Consider the following 18,204-nt stretch of genomic DNA (forward strand, 5'->3'; position numbering starts at 1 on the left):
ATTAAAATCCTAGTTCTTCTAAACCATCCGCAATATCATCGAAGTTTTCTGCAGTTTCATCTTCATAAGCCTGCCACTTCTCAGTGCTCCATAATTCGAAGGTTGTGTCCCCAAGACCGAAAACAGTTACATTTTTTTCGATTTTTGCATAATCACGTAATGTTTGTGACAGGTTAATACGCCCTTGTTTATCAAATTCAACTTCAATCGCACCACCAAAAACAAAACGCTTAAATTGACGTGCTTTTGAGTTAGTTTCTGGCAATGCATTAATCTTTTTTGAAAAGTCTTGCCATCCCTCAAGGGTATAGGCACGCAATGAATGATCCATCCATCGGGTGATTACAAAAGACTCACCTAACTGGTTTCGAAATTTAGCCGGAATAATTAGCCGATTTTTTGTATCTAATGAATGTTGATACGTTCCCATGAACATCAGCTAATTCCTCCTCTCTAAATTTCGACATGTCACAATAACAATTCACCAATCTATTCGACAATTCAATACATTTAATTTACCACAATATCCCACTTTCAACCACCTTTCCCCACCCATTACCACCTTGTTTTTTAAAACATTTATTGTTAAGAATACCGACGTATCGGTACATAGTGACTTTTTTAACATAAAGTTTACAATTATGCGTAATTTTAACAACAAATTGAACACCAAATGATTCGTCCAAAAACGGTGGGGAAAAGTGGGCATTAAAAACGCACTTTAAACTATGCAATGCTGTTAAAGGCATTTGTGCATTGCAAAGTGGCAATAAAAGCAATAAAAAAGGAGTTTGGGATACTTTCCCAAACTCCTTTTACTTAAAGCATATTAATTATAGTTTTGTAGCTTCCGGCTATTTTAACAACTTCTTAATATAAATAACGCTCTTAAACTTCACTAAAGCCACCATCAACTGGAATTTGCTTATCAATATCAAGTTCTTCTTCTTGGCCACTAGTAAATGCGAAAACTTCTAAAATCAAATACAACAAAGCAAGGTAATAACCGTAGAACATCGAATTTATGTGTAGCCAAACCGAAATTAAAAATACGATTGGCCAAACCAATAACAACACCCAAAAAGCACCTGTATGACGTAGAAAACGACCAGCAATAACACTAAATATCATATTAACAATAAAAAGTAATACGATAATTTTGAAATTAGCGGTTAGTTTCGTCAAATTAATGACATATGGAAAAAGAATGCCAAAAATTGGCATTAAAATCCAAAAACGCCAATCAAAAGTTTTATTAAACCTTTTCATATAAAAACTCCTATTTCATGACTATATATTTAATTCTATAACATAACTCAAAGTACTCAAAGCATATAATGGTGCTGTCTCAGCTCTCAAAATACGAGGTCCTAATCCTACCGGCACAAATCCCCGTTTCACTAATTCATCAACTTCTTGTGAAGACAAACCACCTTCCGGTCCAAATAAGAAACTGACGGAATCATCAGGTCGTAAGCCATTTAATTGTTGAACCAATTGACTAGTTTCCCCTTGCTTAGCACTTTCTTCCCAAGCCACTAATTTTACTGTACTATCAACCACTAAATCTGCTAGTGATGCAACGTAACTGACATCAGGTATCCGTAGTCGATGAGCTTGTTCTGCTGCTGAAGTAGCTATTTTATTCAAACGGGTAATTTTCTTAGCCGCTTTCTGACCCCAATGAACAACCGACCACGCCGTCTCAACAATGATAATATGATGAACACCCAACTCTGTTGCCTTCTGTACAACCAATTCAGGCTTGTCACCTTTAGATAATCCAATAATAATTGTTGTATCAACTGGTAATTCAACGTGGGCCTCTTGTCGTGAGACGATCGCCATAATTGGACGATCTAGTTCAAATCTTACGACTTTAGCAATAATAATTTCTTGCCGATTTGGTAATACAAATTCCGCGTGAGAACCTTCGCGACTTCGCAAAACAGTTATAAAATGATGTGCGACTTTTTCTGGTAATTGAAATTCTTCACCCGTAGGCACCTCATCCAAAAAATATCTCTGCATTAATCATCCTCATTCTTAAACTTTGCAATAATACCGTACCAGTCGCCTAACTTCATTGATTGTTCAACAACTAGGCCTTGCGCTGTTAATGCACTAATCATCTGGTCACGTTTATCATAATAAATACCAGATAATAATAGATAACCATCAGGTTGCAAAATATTAGTAACATCTGGAATCAACATATCTAACACTTCTGCTAGCATATTAGCAATTACTATATCATATTTTTTATCAGGAACATCTTTTAACAAATCACTAACAATCAACTGCATGTCTGCAGCCTTTGGATTTAAATCAACATTACCTTGTGCTGATTTTACCGCAACTTCATCAATGTCTGTTCCGAGAATATCGTCAGCTCCTAATAAGCGGGCTGCAATTCCTAGCACGCCTGAACCAGTTCCCAGGTCAATGACAGATTCTCCACCACGTACAACAACTTCCAATGCTTGCATCATTAACTTTGTTGTCGGATGCGTTCCTGTACCAAAGGCCATCCCCGGATCTAAAACAATCACTTCCTCATCGGATTGCACTGGCTGATACTCTTCCCACTTAGGTACGACAGTTATATGACGTGTTACACGAACTGGATGATAATACTTTTGCCATTCAGTTGCCCAATCAGCATCAGCTACTGACTGTACACTAACTGTACCTGGATGTGCATCCAGTCCAAACTCGGCTAACTGATCAACTTCTGCTTGAATAGTCTCTGTCATCGGTTGTAAATCAATTTCATTTGCAAAATAGCCAGTCACAGCTGCGCCACTCAAACGATGAACGATATCATCTTCTTTTACCATCACGGTAGCATCAGCTGGTTGATAATGTGCCAATTCTGCAGAGTCATCAATTTCAACACCTTCTGCACCATGTGTCATTAATATATTACTGATTGCTTCAATCGCCTCAGTCTGTGTCTCTACAACAATTTTTTGCCAACTCATGAATATCCCTCATTTACTATTGCTTTGTTCTAATTACGTTTAGAATACCACAAAATAACGCAAACGCCCATCTTATACAAACAAACAAAAAATACACCTAACAATCAGCTATACCAATTATTAAGTGTATTCGTTTTATTTATATAATTTTAGTCAATTGTAACAATTGTCATCAAATTAGTCGTACCTGAAGTTGTTACAGGGATACCTGCAGTAACGATGATTGTATCACCCTTACTTGCAACACCGTTTTTAACAGCTTCGCGCTTTGCCAACTCAATCATTGCATCAGTGTCACCCACTGGTTCAGCAATTGTTGGTTGTACACCCCAGAAAATGTTCAACATACGTTGTACACCTTCTGTAAAGGTGATTGCCAAAATATCAGCATTTGGACGATACTTTGAAATCATCTTTGCCGTGTAACCTGAATTAGTTGCAGCAACAATTGCCTTAATATCCAAGTTACCAGCTGCGTTCGCAACAGCTGATGCGACTGACTCAGTGACGTCAGTTGTATCAAAGTGATCATCATCATGATGACCATTCATTGCCAATGAAGTTTCTGCCTTTTCGTCAATACGAGCCATAGTGGCAACAGCTTCAACTGGGTAAGCACCATTAGCAGATTCACCTGATAGCATCGTTGCATCAGTACCATCAAACACAGCGTTCGCAACGTCAGACGCTTCCGCACGTGTTGGACGAGGATTCTCTTGCATTGAATCAAGCATATCCGTAGCTGTAATAACTGGCTTAGCAGCTGCATTTAAGCGACGAATCAAGTTCTTTTGTACCAAAGGAACATTTTCTGCTGGAATTTCAACACCCATGTCTCCACGAGCAATCATTAGTCCATCAGAAACTTCCAAAATCTCATCAAAGTTATCAATTCCCTCTTGTGATTCAATCTTTGGGAAAATCATAACTTCTTCGTGATGTGATTCAGTTAACAATTCACGAATTTCAAGTACGTCAGCAGCCTTACGAACAAATGATGCAGCAATGTATTGAATACCATTCTTCAAACCGAAACGGATATCATCAGCATCCTTTTCAGTAATACCAGGTAGGTTAATTGCAACACCTGGGGCGTTAACACCCTTACGTGATCCCAAGATACCGTGGTTTTGTACTTCAGTTACCAATTCCTTGTTTGCATCATCTTTTTCAGTGATGACCATGTCAAGCTTACCATCATCAAACAAGACATGACCACCAACATGAACATCATTAAACAAACCAGGATAAGTTACAGCAATCTTCTCCTTCGTACCTTCAATAGAAGAATCCATTGAAATACGAACAACATCACCAATGTTAAATTCAATCTTACCAGGCTCTTGTACAGTGGTACGAATCTCAGCACCCTTGGTATCCAGCAAGAAACCAACTTTCTTGCCAGCTGCCTTCTCGGCCTCACGAACTGCATTCATTCGTCCCAAATGTTCCTCATGATCACCATGTGAAAAATTGAAACGGACAACATTTGCACCAGATTCGATTATCTTTGTAATCGTCTCTACATCAGAGCTGGCTGGTCCAAGCGTTGAAACAATCTTGGTCTTCTTCATGATTAAAAACTTCTCCTTAGTAAAAGATATTGCTATTTCTATCTATCTGCAATCATTGTACTATTTATCACTTTCTTTGTATACAAATTCAACTCGGCGTTTGTTTCATCAGTAGAACACTTTTTATCCCCTAAAATTAGGAACCTTTTTATATTAAGCAATAAAGCGCTACCACAATTTTAAATCTTTTTTTATTCTTTATATATAAAAAAAGATTAGGACAAGTTGTCCTAATCTTAGTGATTTATTTAATCTAATGATCGCGCATTAGTATCTAAATCAACGTCCGTTAGCTTACGTAACTTAGTATGATGCTTGATCTTATAACCAAAGTACAAAACTAAGAATAGCGGTATAGCTAAGTATGTCGTGATAATACCAGGCCAATTCCAGTCAGCAATCGAGCCTTTAAATGATGCTGTATCTTGTCCAACAACAACGATAATCGATAAGACCAAGGCAACGATTGGTCCAAATGGGAACCACTTTGCTTTATAACGTAATCTATTAACGTCTCTACCTTGCGCAATAAATGCTCGACGGAAACGGTAATGCGAAATGGCAACCCCAATCCAAGCAATAAAACCAGTCAAACCAGAAGCAGCAACTAAGTAATAGTACAATCCTTGACCAAATATCGATGTAACGTAGGTAAATAATCCTACAGCAACCGTAGCTAATAAGGCAGGAACTGGAATTCCAGTCCGGATATTAACCCGCTTGAAAATCTTAGGTGCCATCCCATCTATTGCCATTGAGTAAAGCATACGAGAAGATGCATAAAGTCCCGAATTGGCTGATGATACAACCGCTGTTAGAATAACTGCATTCATGATAGAAGCTGCCGCAGCTAGTCCAGCAGACTTAAATACCAAAGTAAATGGTGAGACAGCAATATTTGTTTCACTTGAGTGCAACAAGCTTGGATCCTTGTAATAGATAATTGCACCAATAATGAAAATAGATAAAATGTAAAATAGTAAAATACGCCAGAAAATCTGCTTTACAGCTGCAGGTACTGATTTTTCAGGTGTTTCTGATTCACCAGCTGTAATTCCGACCATCTCAGTCCCTTGGAATGAGAAACCAGCAACCATAAACACTGACAAAATACCACCAAAGCCACCAACAAACCCATGATTACCACCGGCTGACAGGTTATGCACCACATCAGGTTGCTTAAACATAATTCCTAAAATAGTTAGTAATCCAACAATTAAAAAGGCAACAACTGCAGTGACTTTAATCATAGCCATCCAAAACTCCGTCTCAGCATAAGCCTTAGCTGAGAACAAATTAATCACTGTAATTAACACCAAAACAATCGTCGACCAAATCCAACTAGGAACATTTGGTAACCAAAATCCCATGACAACTCCAACTGTTGCAGCTTCTACAGCTACTGTAATGGCCCAATTAAACCAGTAGTTCCAACCCATCGCAAAGCCAAATGCTGGATCAACGAAACGGTCAGCATAAACTGAAAATGAACCTGAAATAGGCATATAAGTTGCCATTTCTCCCAAGCTGGTCATTAAAAAGTAAACCATTACACCAATAACAGCATAAGCAGTCAACGCTCCAAATGGTCCTGCCTGAGAAATAGTTGCTCCCGATGCAACAAACAGTCCTGTTCCAATCGTCCCTCCCAATGCAATCATTGAGAGATGACGGGTTTTCATTGTTCTCTTTAAATGTCCCGTCTGTTGTTGATTATCCGCCATAATTCCTCCTAAAACAAAGGCCTAACGCATTTAAAAACAAAAAAATCCTAGTTTACACATCTATCGTATAAACTAGGAACTCATTAGTTTTTAGTATTGTCGATAGCTCTCCGCAGCCGACTATTTTGCCGCGACAGTCTGCACACTATTAATATACACACCAACGATGAATATCACCATATCCACCATTTCGGCAATCGCCCCTTTCGTCTAACATCCACACCCGTCGGCTCCTTTAGACTAATTATGTTGATTGCAACCTCTATATCCTATTTAATTTGTAATCTTAATATACATGAACCCATTTTACTTTGTCAAGTTATATTTTAAGTAAAGTAAAAGAGTCATTAAGCATTTTGGGCATACATGGGTTATTTGTAACAAACATGATAAAATCAGTGTAGTTAAACATTTGACAGATTAGATGAGCAAAGGAGTATGGGCTTATGATTATAGCTAGATCACACACACGTTTTCTGACGTTCCTGATTAGTTTGCTATTATTTATTGTAATTTCAATATTAACCTATAGACATCAAGGATTCTTGCACACACTCACACAAATAGACTATTCAATTGCTAGGGCCGTGGTACCTAATTGGCTAGAAAATCTTATTAAACCAGCTTATATTTTTAGTCATGGCATCCTGTCTGGTTTACTGATCTTTGTCATTGCTTTCTTTTTGTGGGGATTTAAGTTTAAAATTCCAGCGACCTGGATTTTATTAACCAGCTTAAGTGGTTGGTTATTAATCAACATTCTTTCACTATTTTTTAACTTAGAAGTCAATGGTACAAAAATAGTTTATCCCGCACATACAACCTTTTTTATGACCTTGTTAATCTCTTACATATTACTCATTATTATCCCTGAAATTAAACATGATTTGGGTCAATTTATCTGTCAAACCATTTTGTTATTAAGTTGGGTCGGAACATTTATGATGACTTTATTGTCTCCTAATTACAATCTGGTTTCCGCACTTGCCGGTTGGATTTTAGCTATTGCTTGGCTAAAGTTTTCCGAAAATTTTTACCGCGTTTATGCTGGTGAATTATATCGACGCAAAGGATTTAGCAATTCATGGTACTAATAAAAAGAGAGCGAGACAAAAGTTGCTTTGAAGCCGGTGTATAACGTGATTTGCGACATTTTTGGCCGGAGCAAAGCGCAGGACAGGAATGGCGTAAATTGCATTACATTGAGACTTCAGACTTTTGGAACGCGTTTAAGCTGTTAAATTTATAAGCTTATAATTAATTTATTGTTAACAAATAGAGGTTGGGACATTTCTTTTGTCCCAACCTCTTTTATTTTATTAATTTAATCCAGTAATGTGACCATCACTATCAATATCTATATCAAGAGCTGCTGGATGCTTAGGCAAGCCCGGCATCGTTAATATTGACCCAGTTAACGCAACCAGGAAACCAGCGCCTAATTTAGGCATAAATTCACGAATATGAATATCAAAGTCTGTCGGTGCCCCAAATCGTTTGGCATCATCTGTCAATGAATTTTGTGTTTTAGCCATAATGATGGGTAATTTATCCCAACCATATTGCTTAAAGTTTGCTAGCTGTTTTTCAGCCTTAGCAGACAATACCGCTTTATGACCACCATATATTTCTTGGACAATATGATTGATCTTTACCAATGCATCATCTTCTGGTTGATAAAGTGGTTTAAAATCCTGATAATCAGCTCGCTCGGTCGCCTGGACAACACCAGTAGCTAGTTCTTGAGCGCCTGAACCACCCTGTCCCCACACATCTGCTACATAAGCATCGACACCAAAACTTTTCGCATAATCACTGACTAAAGCAAGTTCCTCGGCTGTATCATGTGTAAATTGGTTAATCGCAACAACTACGGGCACACCATAGCGTTTCATACTTTTTAAATGCTGACCTAAATTGCCAAGGCCTTGCTTTAAAGCCGTCAAATTAGGAGTTGTTAAATGTTGTTTGTCCTCACCACCATGCATTTTTAGTGCACGCACAGTTGCAACGATTACAATGGTGTCTGGTACCTTTCCTAACAAAGGTGTTTTAAAGTCAAGAAACTTTTCACCACCTAAATCGGCTCCAAAACCAGCTTCCGTAACGGTATAATCAGATAATTGTAAGGCCGTTTTAGTGGCTAAAATTGAATTAGTTCCTTGTGCAATATTGGCAAATGGACCACCATGAATAAGTGCTGGCGTATGTGCCAATGTTTGCACCAGATTAGGTTTAATAGCATCCTTCAATAACGTCGTAATTGCACCCTCTACACCTAAATCGGCTACCGTTACTGGTTCTTTATCATAAGTATAGCCAATCATAATTCTTGAAATGCGCTGTTTCATATCATCCAAATTATGTGACAATGTCAAAATGGCCATTAGCTCAGAAGCCACTGTAATATCAAACCCATCTTCACGGGGGATTCCCGATGTCGGACCACCAAGACCAATCGTGGCGTGCCGTAATGCGCGATCGTTAACATCTAAAGCTCGTTTCCACAAAATACGACGTGGATCAAGGTGCAATGGATTTCCCTGATATAAACTATTATCGATCAAAGCGGCCAAGGTGTTGTGCGCACTAGTCAATGCATGAAAATCACCTGTAAAATGCATATTTATATCCGCCATTGGGATGACCTGTGAATAACCACCACCAGTTGCGCCACCTTTTAGTCCCATCACTGGTCCCAAAGAAGGTTCGCGCAAGGCAACCATTGTTTGACGCTTTTGTTGCATCAGTGCATCAGCTAAACCGACTGTAACCGTCGACTTACCTTCCCCTGCTGGTGTCGGATTGATTGACGTCACTAAAATTAGCTTTCCTAACTTGTTCTGCTGTGTTGATGAACTCAGCTGAACTTTTGCCTTATCACGACCATATGGCTCCCACTCATCGGCACTTAAGCCAATTTGATCAACTATTTTTTCAATTGGCCAAGTATCTGCCGACTGTGCAATCTCAATATCTGTTTTCATCCCCACTTTTACCTCTTTATATACTCAATATGATGTCTCTATAATTTATACCACTTAGTCTACTTGCTATTTCATATAATCTCAATACCTATTTTGATAAGCATTACCTGCTGATTATAATTTAAACATCAGTACCGATTATATTGTCGAACAAAAACTAATTAGCATCTTGTCAGACAAACTAAAAAGCCACCAATCTACCAACATAACTTGATGAGATTAGTGACTCTGGTGAATATTTATAAGAGATTACAGCTAGTTTAACTCATTAGCAACTAACTTTTACTTATTATCAGTACCAAAATACTTTTGTGATATTTTATCGATTGTACCATCCTTTTTGGCCTCAGCAAGGGCATCATTGACTTTATTACGCAATGTCACATCGCCCTTACGCATACCAACACCATAGGCATCAGTACCAAAATTAGTCTGAATCGTCTTAAATGCCTCTGGATCCTTCTCGTGCGCGATATAATATCCGGCATAATCAGCATCAATTAACACCGCATTCAAACGACCAACTTGCAAATCATTCAAAGCTTTATCAAAAGTATCATATTGCTGTGCGTCAGAACCAACCGTCTTTCGTAAGCTGTTTCCCTGCTCGTTATAAGTCAATAATCCAGATGATCCGGTTTGCGCTCCCAAACGCTTACCTTTTAGGTCATTTAACTTATTAATTTGTTGGTTCTTCATCGTAACAATAACCTGGTGATCATGGTGATATGAATCTGAGAAAGCAACCTTCTTCTTACGATCAGCATTCTTAGTATAACCATTCCAAATCATGTCAATATGACCGGTTTTTAATTCAGTTTCTTTCATTGACCAATCAATTGTCTGAAAATCAGCCTTTAGTCCCATTTTCTTCAAAGTTGCTCGCGCTAATTCAACATCGTAACCAACGAGATCACCCTGAGCATTACGGAACCCCATAGGAACAAAGGTATCATCAACACCGACAACAACGGTTTTATCAGCTGTTACTTGCCGCCAAGTATCTTGGCTATGAACGGTACGGTACCAAAAAAAACCACCAATTAAAGCTAAAACAATAATAACAATACCGTTACCGATAATTTGTCGCCGCCAATTAATTTTAGATTTAATCATAGGCTACCTCCTCGTGAAACATCAGTGCCAAAATCAAACGTCTGATCTGCGACTGCTTGGGCAAATGGTAAATCGTGGGTAACAATTAACTGTGTCACACCTTGTTCTTTCAAATGTTGAATCACATTAATCACACGATCTGTTGATCCCGCATCTAGTCCTGATGTTGGTTCATCATAGGCAAGAATGCCCGGTTTCATTGCCAATGCACGGGCAATCGCCACACGTTGCTTTTGTCCACCTGATAATTGGAATGGATATTGATTGGTCTGTTCTGCTAAGCCTAAATTATTTAGCAATTCTTCCGCATTGGCGTTTGCCTCTTTTTTAGTCATCTTCTTAACAAGTTGCGGTGCCAATGTAATATTTTCCTTCACAGTATATTGTGGAAATAGGTTAAAGTCTTGGAAGATAACACCAACCTGTGCTCCCTGGCGATCACCAGAGATGTCTAATGGTTCATTATTTAAAATCAATTCACCACGATCTGCCGGTAACAAACCAGCCAAAATACGTAAAAAAGTTGTCTTACCAATACCAGATGGTCCCACAATACTTAATACTTCCCCATCATTTATCGTTAAGTCCATATCTTTAAAAATGACACGTTCATCAAAAGCTTTGGCTAAATTTTTAATTTCTAACATAATACGTCCCCCTTAACGATAATAGTTCATTTTGCTTTCCATCCGGCGCTGAACAATTGTTGCAATAGCAATTAATACTAAGTACACCAATCCCACTAACAGATATGGCACCAATGTCACATCTCGGGAAGCCGCAATGTTTCCCGCACGCATCAAATCTCCTAGTCCAATAACATAAACCAATGATGAATCCTTAACCAAATTAACCACTTCGTTTCCGACTGATGGCATCACAATTTTTAATACTTGTGGCAAAACGATTTTACGCATCGTTTGCAACTTACTTAAGCCCAATACTTTCGCACCATCATATTGCCCATCAGGGATACTCTGAATACCACCACGGAATATTTCAGCAAAATAAGCCGTATAATTTAGAATAAAAGTTACCACTGCCGCTTCAAAACGTGGCAAAGTCATAATATTCGCTAGGCTTAAACCGTAATAAACGAAGACAATTTGTAGTAACAAGGGTGTACCACGCATTATCCATACGTACGCATTCATCACCCATTTCAACAAATAAATATCCGAACGTAATGCTAACGAAACTAAAATTCCTAGGGGTACCGAACCAATCAAGGTTAGGACAAACACACCCAAAGTCATTTTTAGACCCCCCAGTATACTTGGTAAAATCTGTACAATATAGTCCATACGCAATCTCCTTAATAAATAAAAAAAGCCCTCAAGCAATCACACGGATTGCTTGAGGACGATTACTCGCGGTTCCACCTCAGTTTAATCAACCATTGCTGGTCAATACTCTAATACCATTGATATCAAATGGTATTCATGGATAACATCATGACACGGGAACGATTAGGCTCCGATAATCTTGGGTGTGGTTCATCTAGTACCTTGGTTACTTTTCAGCTTCAGCGTAACTCTCTTTAACAAGATAACAAGACTACTCGTCCAATCAAATCTTTCTATAAATAACTGTTTACAATAATATAGTTTAAAACCAACCATAAGTCAATCTTATTTTGACATATTTCTTTGTGATCGCGAATCTAAGACTAAACGGCCATTCAAATCACGAGGTGTGACATCGTAAGATGAGATATCAGGTTTCTTCGTAGCATTATATAAATAAATAACTAACTCATACACAATAATAAGTAAAACTAAATTAATAATGATAGTTGGGAACAAATGAAACATGATAAAGTTAGGAATGTTTAAGTTCACCAAATTGATAATACCAAATGCCGCATAATCATATGCCATGTAGGCCGTCAATGTCACAAACCAAACAGCTAACGATGACGAAAAACTATAAGATAGATATCTCTGAATGAACTCTGCTAATTTAAGCATCAGCAAAAAGCCGATAATAGCTGGACCAACTATCCCCGTATAAAAAATATCAACAAGCATACCTGCAAAGAAAGCAATTGTGTATAACCACTTACGTTTAATCTGTTGTGCATGTCCAGTCATAACGGGCATAATCACAAGAATTAGCGATAACATAGGACTTGCCGACATTGGTTGTTTAAATAGTAATGGTGCCAAATATAATGATATCCCACCGTCAAGCATCACGGCGATGATAACTAAAATAAAATGAACCCATGTGGTACTTATATATTTCAGCATAATTATTCTCCATAATTGTTACAAAATTGGTAACTACATTATAGTAGCCTGATTTTCACTATCTCGTCAACCAATTTACATCAAAAAAATCCTGTAATAAAACATACTAGACTGCTACACTTAAATGAGTAGGTTAATAAGGAGAAATAGGATGCAAAAATTAGATTACTCAGCACAAGATAAATGGCCCCGTACTTCAGGTAATATGCAGTCACCAATCGCATTATCTGACGATTTAGCAATTAAAAATGATTTTCAAACATCATTATCTTTTGACTATGATTATACGGCTAATTATGTTCGCGACACTGGTGCAGGCATTGAAGTTGGTTTAAAAGGTCATGCCCAATTAGGAAATCGTCCCTTTACATTGAAACAATTCCACATTCATACGCCTAGTGAACATACAATAAACAAACAAGCATATGATGCTGAAATTCACTTCGTGCATGAAGCCAGTGATGGTCGTCTTGCTGTTGTTGCAGCAATGGTTGAGGCTGGTCATAAATCCGCAACTTATGAAGCCGTCTTACAACACATGAATGAAACAACGGACTTTGACATACCAGTAAATGATATTATGCCTGAAGGCAAAGAATATTATCACTATATTGGTTCATTAACGACGCCACCCCTAACTGAAAATGTTGAATGGTATGTATTAAAAACGCCCGTTACCCTCTCACAGGAGCAAATCACTCATTTAATGGCCTTCTATAGCCATAACAACCGTGATTTACAAGCACTAAACGAGCGTCCCATCGTTTCTTCAAATTAAACACATATTAATAAATATAATAAAAAGCTGGGGCATCACGCCTCAGCTTTTTTACATTATTTAAGGAATAGCAACACTAACAACAGGAATATTATTGAAGTCTGTTGCTGGTTTGATATAAATTTTCTTTGACAAACCGTAGTTATCACTACCAACCTTCTCAACTTTACCAACGTATAGTCCAGAAGGTGTGACACCACCCAGACCACTGGTTGTTACTAAGTCACCTTTTTTCACTGACACACTTGATGTAATCTGCCCCATCACAATGAGATTCTTAGACTGATTAAAACTAGTTACAATACCATCAACAGTCTCACCATCCCCATTTTGCACACGAATGGCAAATCGATCTGAAACTTGGCTATTGTCTGATATCAACTCAACCTTTGCATTAGTTGTATTCACCTGGGTGATACGACCAATCAGGCCACCCGATCCCATAACAGATAGCCCCTTTTTCAAGCCAGCATTGGTTCCTTTGTCAATAATCAACTGTGTTTGCCAACTGCTTGGCGACCGTGAAGTAACAACCGCATTAACAACTTTATAATCTGTTAATGTGTTACTGATTTTAAGTTGATCCTTCAAAGCACGATTTTCTTGTTGCAATACCTGCAATTGCACCTTTGTCTGTGCTAAGTCATCAACCTTCTTAGTTAAACGTCCATTTTCTTGGTAGGTATTCATCAATTCATCAATTGAATCAAACCCACCCTTAACCGCGCGTATTGGGGTATTCACAATATTAGAAGTCCAACCTGACACGTCAGAAATAACTCGAACCGGCAAAGAAGGTTCTTTTTCTGAATTGTGGGCACGTGCACCTAATGTAATGGCACCAATCGCCACAATAACAACTATGACACCAATCACTAGCCGACGTGATGTAAAGATATTCTTCATCTTAAACATGCCTTTCGTTTATCTTGCTTCACCATACTACATGAGCTAATGCCTAACAATTCTAGTACATATGAATAAACTACCCTGAAAATAACGGGGTAGTCATGACTTCACAAGTTTAGGCTTAATTATTTTTTAAAACATCAATCGACTTTAAAGCCTCACCAGTACCAATAACAACCGCATCCAATGGTTCAGGTGCAACAAATACTGGCACCTTAGTTGCTTCAGCAATCACCTCATCTAAATGAGCTAATTGCGCGCCACCACCAGTGAGGACAATACCACGATCAATGACATCAGCAGCAATTTCAGGAGACGTTTCTTCTAGTGTTTCCTTGATCGCAACAATCACATCAGCGACCACATCTTTAATCGCATCAGCAACATCACTTGCCTGAATCTCAATCGTCTTTGGTAATCCTGTTACCAAATCTCTTCCCCGGGCAGTAGTTCCTTCCATATCTTCAGCTGCCTCAACGTCAGCTGAACCAATCGCCATCTTCAAACGTTCTGAGGTCTGTTCACCAATTAATACAGAATACTTCTGACGAACATACGTCATAATTGCTTCATCGATTTTGTCACCAGCCATTCTGATAGAACGTGATGAAACAATGCCACCTAATGAGATGGTGGCAACATCAGTCGTTCCACCACCTAAATCAACAACCATTGACCCAGTTGGTTCCATCACCGGTAAACCAGCACCAACAGCAGCTGCAAAAGGTTCTTCAATAACATATGCATCACGAGCTCCTGCTACACGGGCAGCATCAATAACGGCACGTCTTTCAACAGCTGTTACACCTGAAGGCACGCCAATTGTGACGTATGGCTTTGCGCCACGACCACCCAAGGCTTTACCTAAATAATACTTCAACATAGCAACCGTTGTCTCATAATCCGCAATGACACCGTCACGCATTGGACGAATAGCTGTAATAGATCCTGGCGTTCGTCCTAGCATCTCTTTAGCAGCTGTACCAACTGCGACAACTTCATTGGTCTTTGTATTTCGAGCAACAACAGAAGGCTCACGAAGAATAATCCCCTTACCTTCAATGTATACTAATGTATTAGCTGTTCCTAAGTCTATTCCAACATTTCGAGTTCCAAATGAAAACACAGCACTTTCCCTTTTCTTTTTATATTTTTGATAATTCTCACCATGTACTTAAAACGTACCATGCAATTTCTTACTAAGTTTATCACATGTTGTCGACCTTAGTCCATAAATCGATTAGTGTTTCTAACGCAACTTTGGGTAATAAATCTTCCGTCCGATAGCTACGATAACCTTTGATTGAAATGATCATAAAATCTAAAAAATGGACCTGCATGATTTGGCTACACATCGCCATTTGTGACATTGCCAAACTGTCAGCAGCCGACGCTTTTAAATTACCACTAGGATGATTATGGCACAAAATAAAACCATAAGCATTCGTTGCAACTAAATGGCGAAAAACATCGCGTGGATGGATATTCACACTATCTAAAGTTCCTAACGCTACTTGCCAGACATCAATAATCGTCATTTGAGTCGTCACCGCCACTACCCAACAAGCTTCTTGTGGTGAATTTGCATAACGTTGTACTAATAAGTCGCCTAACTGCCTCACTGATGTAATTTTAATCGTCATAGATTGACCTCCAATAATAAAGACGTTAAATCTACGACTTTTGTCGTCACTGTTTTAATTCTAGGCGTATAATGGATAGTTGAGAAATTAAAAGACATTGAGGTATAACAAATGCGAGTTAGAAAATTCAGTCCATTACAAATTCCAGCAAAAATCGTCCCTAACACGGTGCGATTTTATCGTGAGGTATTTGACCTACCAACTGAATTTGGTATCAACGAATCACGGCATTTATTTTTTGATCAAAAAGCTATTGTATTTAACGAAGAGCCAGATGCCGACCCAATTACTGTTCAAGTTGTCGTGCGTGACCATCGTGAGGCCGTAGAGAACCACTTCATTAACTATGAAGTAAAAGAAAGCAAACCTGCCACGGAAAGTGATGATGGCCGTCATGTTATTTTTTATCTTGATGATATTGATGGTAATCATATTGAAGTTATTGCGAATAAATAATCCGCTCAGTTCAAGATAATAAGAACATAATTAAAAGCCGAAACTCTTATATAAAAGGAGTTTCGGCTTTTAATTAGCTCACACATTTCGTCGCCAAACACGCAATAAGTAGCGCCCATTTTCAGACATATCATGCATTTTCAATTGCTCAGCTATCTGTATACTTTCTTCTGCCTGTCCCCATTCATGCTGGACTAAGTGATCTACTAAACTAGACCACCAGGCAAAACTCATCGCATCACGTGGTTGTTCCACGATCCATGCTGCAACTTCATCAAATATTTCATGATGGTATTCCCCATTGTCCAAGAGCATGACTAAAAATTTGGCAGTCATTATATTAAGCATTTCCATTGTATGATGTGGCCAATGCTTAGACCAAATAATCGTTAAATAATCAGCGACTCTTTCAACTGGAACTTCCGTGATGATTGGTGCCAACAAGGCAACATCCATCTCCCGCCAAATCGTTACCGCTTCAAAAGAATCGATTAAAATTTTTTGGGCAATCTGGGCATGTTCGTCAGGAACAATCCGTGCATGTAAAACATCTGCTAAACTTGCAACACGCAAATAACCACGGGCCATTGTATTACGAAACAAATGATAACCACGTCGACTAATATCTTTAATATCATCAACCGCATGTTTTTGATTTGCTTCTTGTAAGGCAATGATTAATCCCTCAACAGTATCTAACCCATTGACCAATTCTGTATTTACTTCTGTTCCAGTTAATAATAAATGACTCATCAGCGAAATAAATCCCTCAGCTGGTAAGTCATTCTCATTATTCAAATACCGGTAATAGCGATTACGACTAATGCCAATATTTGCCAATTCACGAACAGGAATATCATTAGCTTGACGAATAGCATTAATTCGATTGCGATTAATTAAACTCATGTAGCTATCCCCTATTTTGCTATCTCTCATATCTCATCTTATTGAGTGTACCACCTGCGCAACAACCATTCAACAAAGATTAACCCAGAGAGCAAAATATTCTTGATTTTTACCACATCTTTATCCAATTTAACGTAATTGCTGGCCAATTTGCATACCAAGCCAAAAAATAATTAAACCACCTATAAAGGTCATGATAGTCTTAAAAATTAACATTTGATGGTGACCATGTGGTTTTTGTATCGCATCAGCAATATCTACAATTGGTGCCGAAAAGGTTGATAAACCACCTAAAACTCCTGGTGCTAAAATTGTATGCATCCAGCCTGGTAAGATTAAAGCGACCACAACCCCCATACATAGCGCAGCTAGTAAATTAATGCAAACAACCATTAATTCTGCCAATTTACCAAACCATCGCGGTGCAACTGTCAATAATCCAAAACGAATTAATGAACCCATCATGGCACCCAAACCTGTCAACATTATTTCTACCATGATGCCACCAGCTTATGACCAATTACACGACTGATAAGGACAACTGTCACACCACCAACAATGCTGATTCCTATATATCCTAGCGCTGGCAAAATTGATAATTGACTGATATCTACTAGTGCAGTTGAGTAAGTTGTATAGGCACCTAAAATACCAACCATGACAAAGTCTGCTGTTATTTGTTTTAACTTGGTTAGCTTACCAAGTAAAATGACCAACAAAGCAGAGATAAAAGTACCGCTCAAATTCACAATGATCGTTTCCCATGGAAAATGATTGCTGTGAAACAACATCATCATGACAGCTCGTAAGGTCCCACCTATAAAGCCACCAAACGCAACTGCAAGGCTATTCAATAGTAAACTTTTATTTTTCAT

The 18,204-nt window shown here is 38.3% G+C and carries 20 protein-coding genes and 1 riboswitch; of the genes, 3 read left to right on the forward strand and 17 right to left on the reverse strand.

The genetic code is table 11. The annotated features are described in order from the left end of the window. Window position 1 precedes the first annotated feature (1 nt). The 6 genes from mraZ to FOL01_RS07400 form a co-directional block, all read right to left on the reverse strand. Entirely contained in the window at window positions 2-436 is a 435-nt protein-coding gene (mraZ, locus tag FOL01_RS07370) for a division/cell wall cluster transcriptional repressor MraZ (RefSeq protein WP_075270028.1), read from the reverse strand. Window positions 437-888: 452 nt separating this feature from the next. Continuing rightward, window positions 889-1,269, reverse strand: a complete 381-nt coding sequence (locus FOL01_RS07380) for a hypothetical protein (RefSeq protein ID WP_075270030.1) — start codon at window positions 1,267-1,269, stop codon at window positions 889-891. A gap of 21 nt (window positions 1,270-1,290) precedes the next feature. Further along, window positions 1,291-2,031 (reverse strand): RsmE family RNA methyltransferase, encoded by a 741-nt coding sequence (locus FOL01_RS07385; RefSeq protein WP_075270031.1) that lies wholly within the window; start codon window positions 2,029-2,031, stop codon window positions 1,291-1,293. Then, on the reverse strand, window positions 2,031-2,984 hold the full coding sequence (gene prmA / locus FOL01_RS07390) for a 50S ribosomal protein L11 methyltransferase (RefSeq protein ID WP_075270032.1): 954 nt from the start codon (window positions 2,982-2,984) through the stop codon (window positions 2,031-2,033). The genes FOL01_RS07385 and prmA overlap by 1 nt, the downstream gene beginning before the upstream one ends. Window positions 2,985-3,133: 149 nt before the next feature. Next, on the reverse strand, window positions 3,134-4,558 hold the full coding sequence (gene pyk, locus FOL01_RS07395) for a pyruvate kinase (protein WP_075270033.1): 1,425 nt from the start codon (window positions 4,556-4,558) through the stop codon (window positions 3,134-3,136). 248 nt (window positions 4,559-4,806) lie between these two features. Further along, the gene (locus FOL01_RS07400; RefSeq protein WP_075270034.1) at window positions 4,807-6,282 is read right to left on the reverse strand and encodes an amino acid permease; all 1,476 of its coding nucleotides are present in this window, start codon (window positions 6,280-6,282) and stop codon (window positions 4,807-4,809) included. A gap of 95 nt (window positions 6,283-6,377) precedes the next feature. Next, window positions 6,378-6,555: riboswitch (Lysine riboswitch) on the reverse strand. Window positions 6,556-6,776: 221 nt separating this feature from the next. Here FOL01_RS07400 and FOL01_RS07405 point away from each other — a divergent pair. Then, the gene (locus tag FOL01_RS07405) at window positions 6,777-7,376 is read left to right on the forward strand and encodes a hypothetical protein (protein WP_156835009.1); all 600 of its coding nucleotides are present in this window, start codon (window positions 6,777-6,779) and stop codon (window positions 7,374-7,376) included. Between the two features lie 225 nt (window positions 7,377-7,601). Here the strand turns inward: FOL01_RS07405 and FOL01_RS07410 are convergent, their stop codons facing one another. The 5 genes from FOL01_RS07410 to mreD form a co-directional block, all read right to left on the reverse strand. Further along, window positions 7,602-9,269 (reverse strand): formate--tetrahydrofolate ligase, encoded by a 1,668-nt coding sequence (locus FOL01_RS07410; RefSeq protein ID WP_075270036.1) that lies wholly within the window; start codon window positions 9,267-9,269, stop codon window positions 7,602-7,604. Window positions 9,270-9,551: 282 nt separating this feature from the next. Continuing rightward, a complete protein-coding gene (locus FOL01_RS07415) occupies window positions 9,552-10,385 on the reverse strand; it encodes an amino acid ABC transporter substrate-binding protein (RefSeq protein ID WP_075270037.1) in 834 nt (277 codons plus the stop codon). After that, window positions 10,382-11,032 carry an amino acid ABC transporter ATP-binding protein gene (locus FOL01_RS07420; RefSeq protein ID WP_075270038.1) on the reverse strand — a complete coding sequence of 217 codons (651 nt, stop codon included), beginning with the start codon at window positions 11,030-11,032 and terminating at the stop codon, window positions 10,382-10,384. The genes FOL01_RS07415 and FOL01_RS07420 overlap by 4 nt, the downstream gene beginning before the upstream one ends. Before the next feature lie 12 nt (window positions 11,033-11,044). After that, window positions 11,045-11,689 (reverse strand): amino acid ABC transporter permease, encoded by a 645-nt coding sequence (locus FOL01_RS07425; protein ID WP_075270039.1) that lies wholly within the window; start codon window positions 11,687-11,689, stop codon window positions 11,045-11,047. Between the two features lie 327 nt (window positions 11,690-12,016). After that, a complete protein-coding gene (gene mreD, locus FOL01_RS07430) occupies window positions 12,017-12,637 on the reverse strand; it encodes a rod shape-determining protein MreD (RefSeq protein WP_075270040.1) in 621 nt (206 codons plus the stop codon). 151 nt (window positions 12,638-12,788) lie between these two features. Between mreD and FOL01_RS07435 the strand changes: the two genes are divergently transcribed. Further along, complete coding sequence (locus tag FOL01_RS07435; protein ID WP_075270041.1) at window positions 12,789-13,415, forward strand: carbonic anhydrase family protein; 627 nt, start codon at window positions 12,789-12,791, stop codon at window positions 13,413-13,415. Window positions 13,416-13,475: 60 nt separating this feature from the next. On the opposite strand, the gene mreC is transcribed toward FOL01_RS07435, so the two are convergent. The 3 genes from mreC to FOL01_RS07450 form a co-directional block, all read right to left on the reverse strand. After that, window positions 13,476-14,321, reverse strand: coding sequence for a rod shape-determining protein MreC (gene mreC / locus FOL01_RS07440; protein ID WP_075270042.1), 846 nt, complete (start codon window positions 14,319-14,321; stop codon window positions 13,476-13,478). Window positions 14,322-14,445: 124 nt separating this feature from the next. After that, window positions 14,446-15,450, reverse strand: coding sequence for a rod shape-determining protein (locus FOL01_RS07445; RefSeq protein WP_075270043.1), 1,005 nt, complete (start codon window positions 15,448-15,450; stop codon window positions 14,446-14,448). A gap of 82 nt (window positions 15,451-15,532) precedes the next feature. Beyond that, window positions 15,533-15,967: a JAB domain-containing protein gene (locus tag FOL01_RS07450; RefSeq protein WP_075270044.1), complete on the reverse strand. Its 435-nt coding sequence runs from the start codon at window positions 15,965-15,967 to the stop codon at window positions 15,533-15,535. A 111-nt stretch (window positions 15,968-16,078) separates the two neighbouring features. Here FOL01_RS07450 and FOL01_RS07455 point away from each other — a divergent pair, with 111 nt between their 5' ends. Beyond that, window positions 16,079-16,423: a VOC family protein gene (locus tag FOL01_RS07455; RefSeq protein ID WP_075270045.1), complete on the forward strand. Its 345-nt coding sequence runs from the start codon at window positions 16,079-16,081 to the stop codon at window positions 16,421-16,423. A gap of 78 nt (window positions 16,424-16,501) precedes the next feature. On the opposite strand, the gene FOL01_RS07460 is transcribed toward FOL01_RS07455, so the two are convergent. From FOL01_RS07460 to FOL01_RS07470, 3 genes are all read right to left on the reverse strand, one after another. After that, window positions 16,502-17,329, reverse strand: coding sequence for a hypothetical protein (locus tag FOL01_RS07460; RefSeq protein WP_075270046.1), 828 nt, complete (start codon window positions 17,327-17,329; stop codon window positions 16,502-16,504). Between the two features lie 129 nt (window positions 17,330-17,458). Further along, on the reverse strand, window positions 17,459-17,827 hold the full coding sequence (locus FOL01_RS07465) for a fluoride efflux transporter FluC (protein WP_075270047.1): 369 nt from the start codon (window positions 17,825-17,827) through the stop codon (window positions 17,459-17,461). Then, entirely contained in the window at window positions 17,821-18,204 is a 384-nt protein-coding gene (locus FOL01_RS07470) for a fluoride efflux transporter FluC (RefSeq protein WP_075270048.1), read from the reverse strand. Before FOL01_RS07470 ends, FOL01_RS07465 begins: the two co-directional genes overlap by 7 nt.

It is taken from the genome of Weissella thailandensis (genome assembly GCF_001932615.1).
Classification (GTDB): domain Bacteria; phylum Bacillota; class Bacilli; order Lactobacillales; family Lactobacillaceae; genus Weissella; species Weissella thailandensis.

Excerpts from the sequence above, each read along its gene's own strand:
- mraZ (WP_075270028.1), bottom strand. The coding sequence starts at position 436 with ATGTTCATGGGAACGTATCAACATTCATTAGATACAAAAAATCGGCTA.
- FOL01_RS07380 (WP_075270030.1), bottom strand. The coding sequence starts at position 1,269 with ATGAAAAGGTTTAATAAAACTTTTGATTGGCGTTTTTGGATTTTAATG.
- FOL01_RS07385 (WP_075270031.1), bottom strand. The coding sequence starts at position 2,031 with ATGCAGAGATATTTTTTGGATGAGGTGCCTACGGGTGAAGAATTTCAA.
- prmA (WP_075270032.1), bottom strand. The coding sequence starts at position 2,984 with ATGAGTTGGCAAAAAATTGTTGTAGAGACACAGACTGAGGCGATTGAA.
- pyk (WP_075270033.1), bottom strand. The coding sequence starts at position 4,558 with ATGAAGAAGACCAAGATTGTTTCAACGCTTGGACCAGCCAGCTCTGAT.
- FOL01_RS07400 (WP_075270034.1), bottom strand. The coding sequence starts at position 6,282 with ATGGCGGATAATCAACAACAGACGGGACATTTAAAGAGAACAATGAAA.
- FOL01_RS07410 (WP_075270036.1), bottom strand. The coding sequence starts at position 9,269 with ATGAAAACAGATATTGAGATTGCACAGTCGGCAGATACTTGGCCAATT.
- FOL01_RS07415 (WP_075270037.1), bottom strand. The coding sequence starts at position 10,385 with ATGATTAAATCTAAAATTAATTGGCGGCGACAAATTATCGGTAACGGT.
- FOL01_RS07420 (WP_075270038.1), bottom strand. The coding sequence starts at position 11,032 with ATGTTAGAAATTAAAAATTTAGCCAAAGCTTTTGATGAACGTGTCATT.
- FOL01_RS07425 (WP_075270039.1), bottom strand. The coding sequence starts at position 11,689 with ATGGACTATATTGTACAGATTTTACCAAGTATACTGGGGGGTCTAAAA.
- mreD (WP_075270040.1), bottom strand. The coding sequence starts at position 12,637 with ATGCTGAAATATATAAGTACCACATGGGTTCATTTTATTTTAGTTATC.
- FOL01_RS07435 (WP_075270041.1), top strand. The coding sequence starts at position 12,789 with ATGCAAAAATTAGATTACTCAGCACAAGATAAATGGCCCCGTACTTCA.
- mreC (WP_075270042.1), bottom strand. The coding sequence starts at position 14,321 with ATGAAGAATATCTTTACATCACGTCGGCTAGTGATTGGTGTCATAGTT.
- FOL01_RS07450 (WP_075270044.1), bottom strand. The coding sequence starts at position 15,967 with ATGACGATTAAAATTACATCAGTGAGGCAGTTAGGCGACTTATTAGTA.
- FOL01_RS07455 (WP_075270045.1), top strand. The coding sequence starts at position 16,079 with ATGCGAGTTAGAAAATTCAGTCCATTACAAATTCCAGCAAAAATCGTC.
- FOL01_RS07460 (WP_075270046.1), bottom strand. The coding sequence starts at position 17,329 with ATGAGTTTAATTAATCGCAATCGAATTAATGCTATTCGTCAAGCTAAT.
- FOL01_RS07465 (WP_075270047.1), bottom strand. The coding sequence starts at position 17,827 with ATGGTAGAAATAATGTTGACAGGTTTGGGTGCCATGATGGGTTCATTA.
- FOL01_RS07470 (WP_075270048.1), bottom strand. The coding sequence starts at position 18,204 with ATGAAAAATAAAAGTTTACTATTGAATAGCCTTGCAGTTGCGTTTGGT.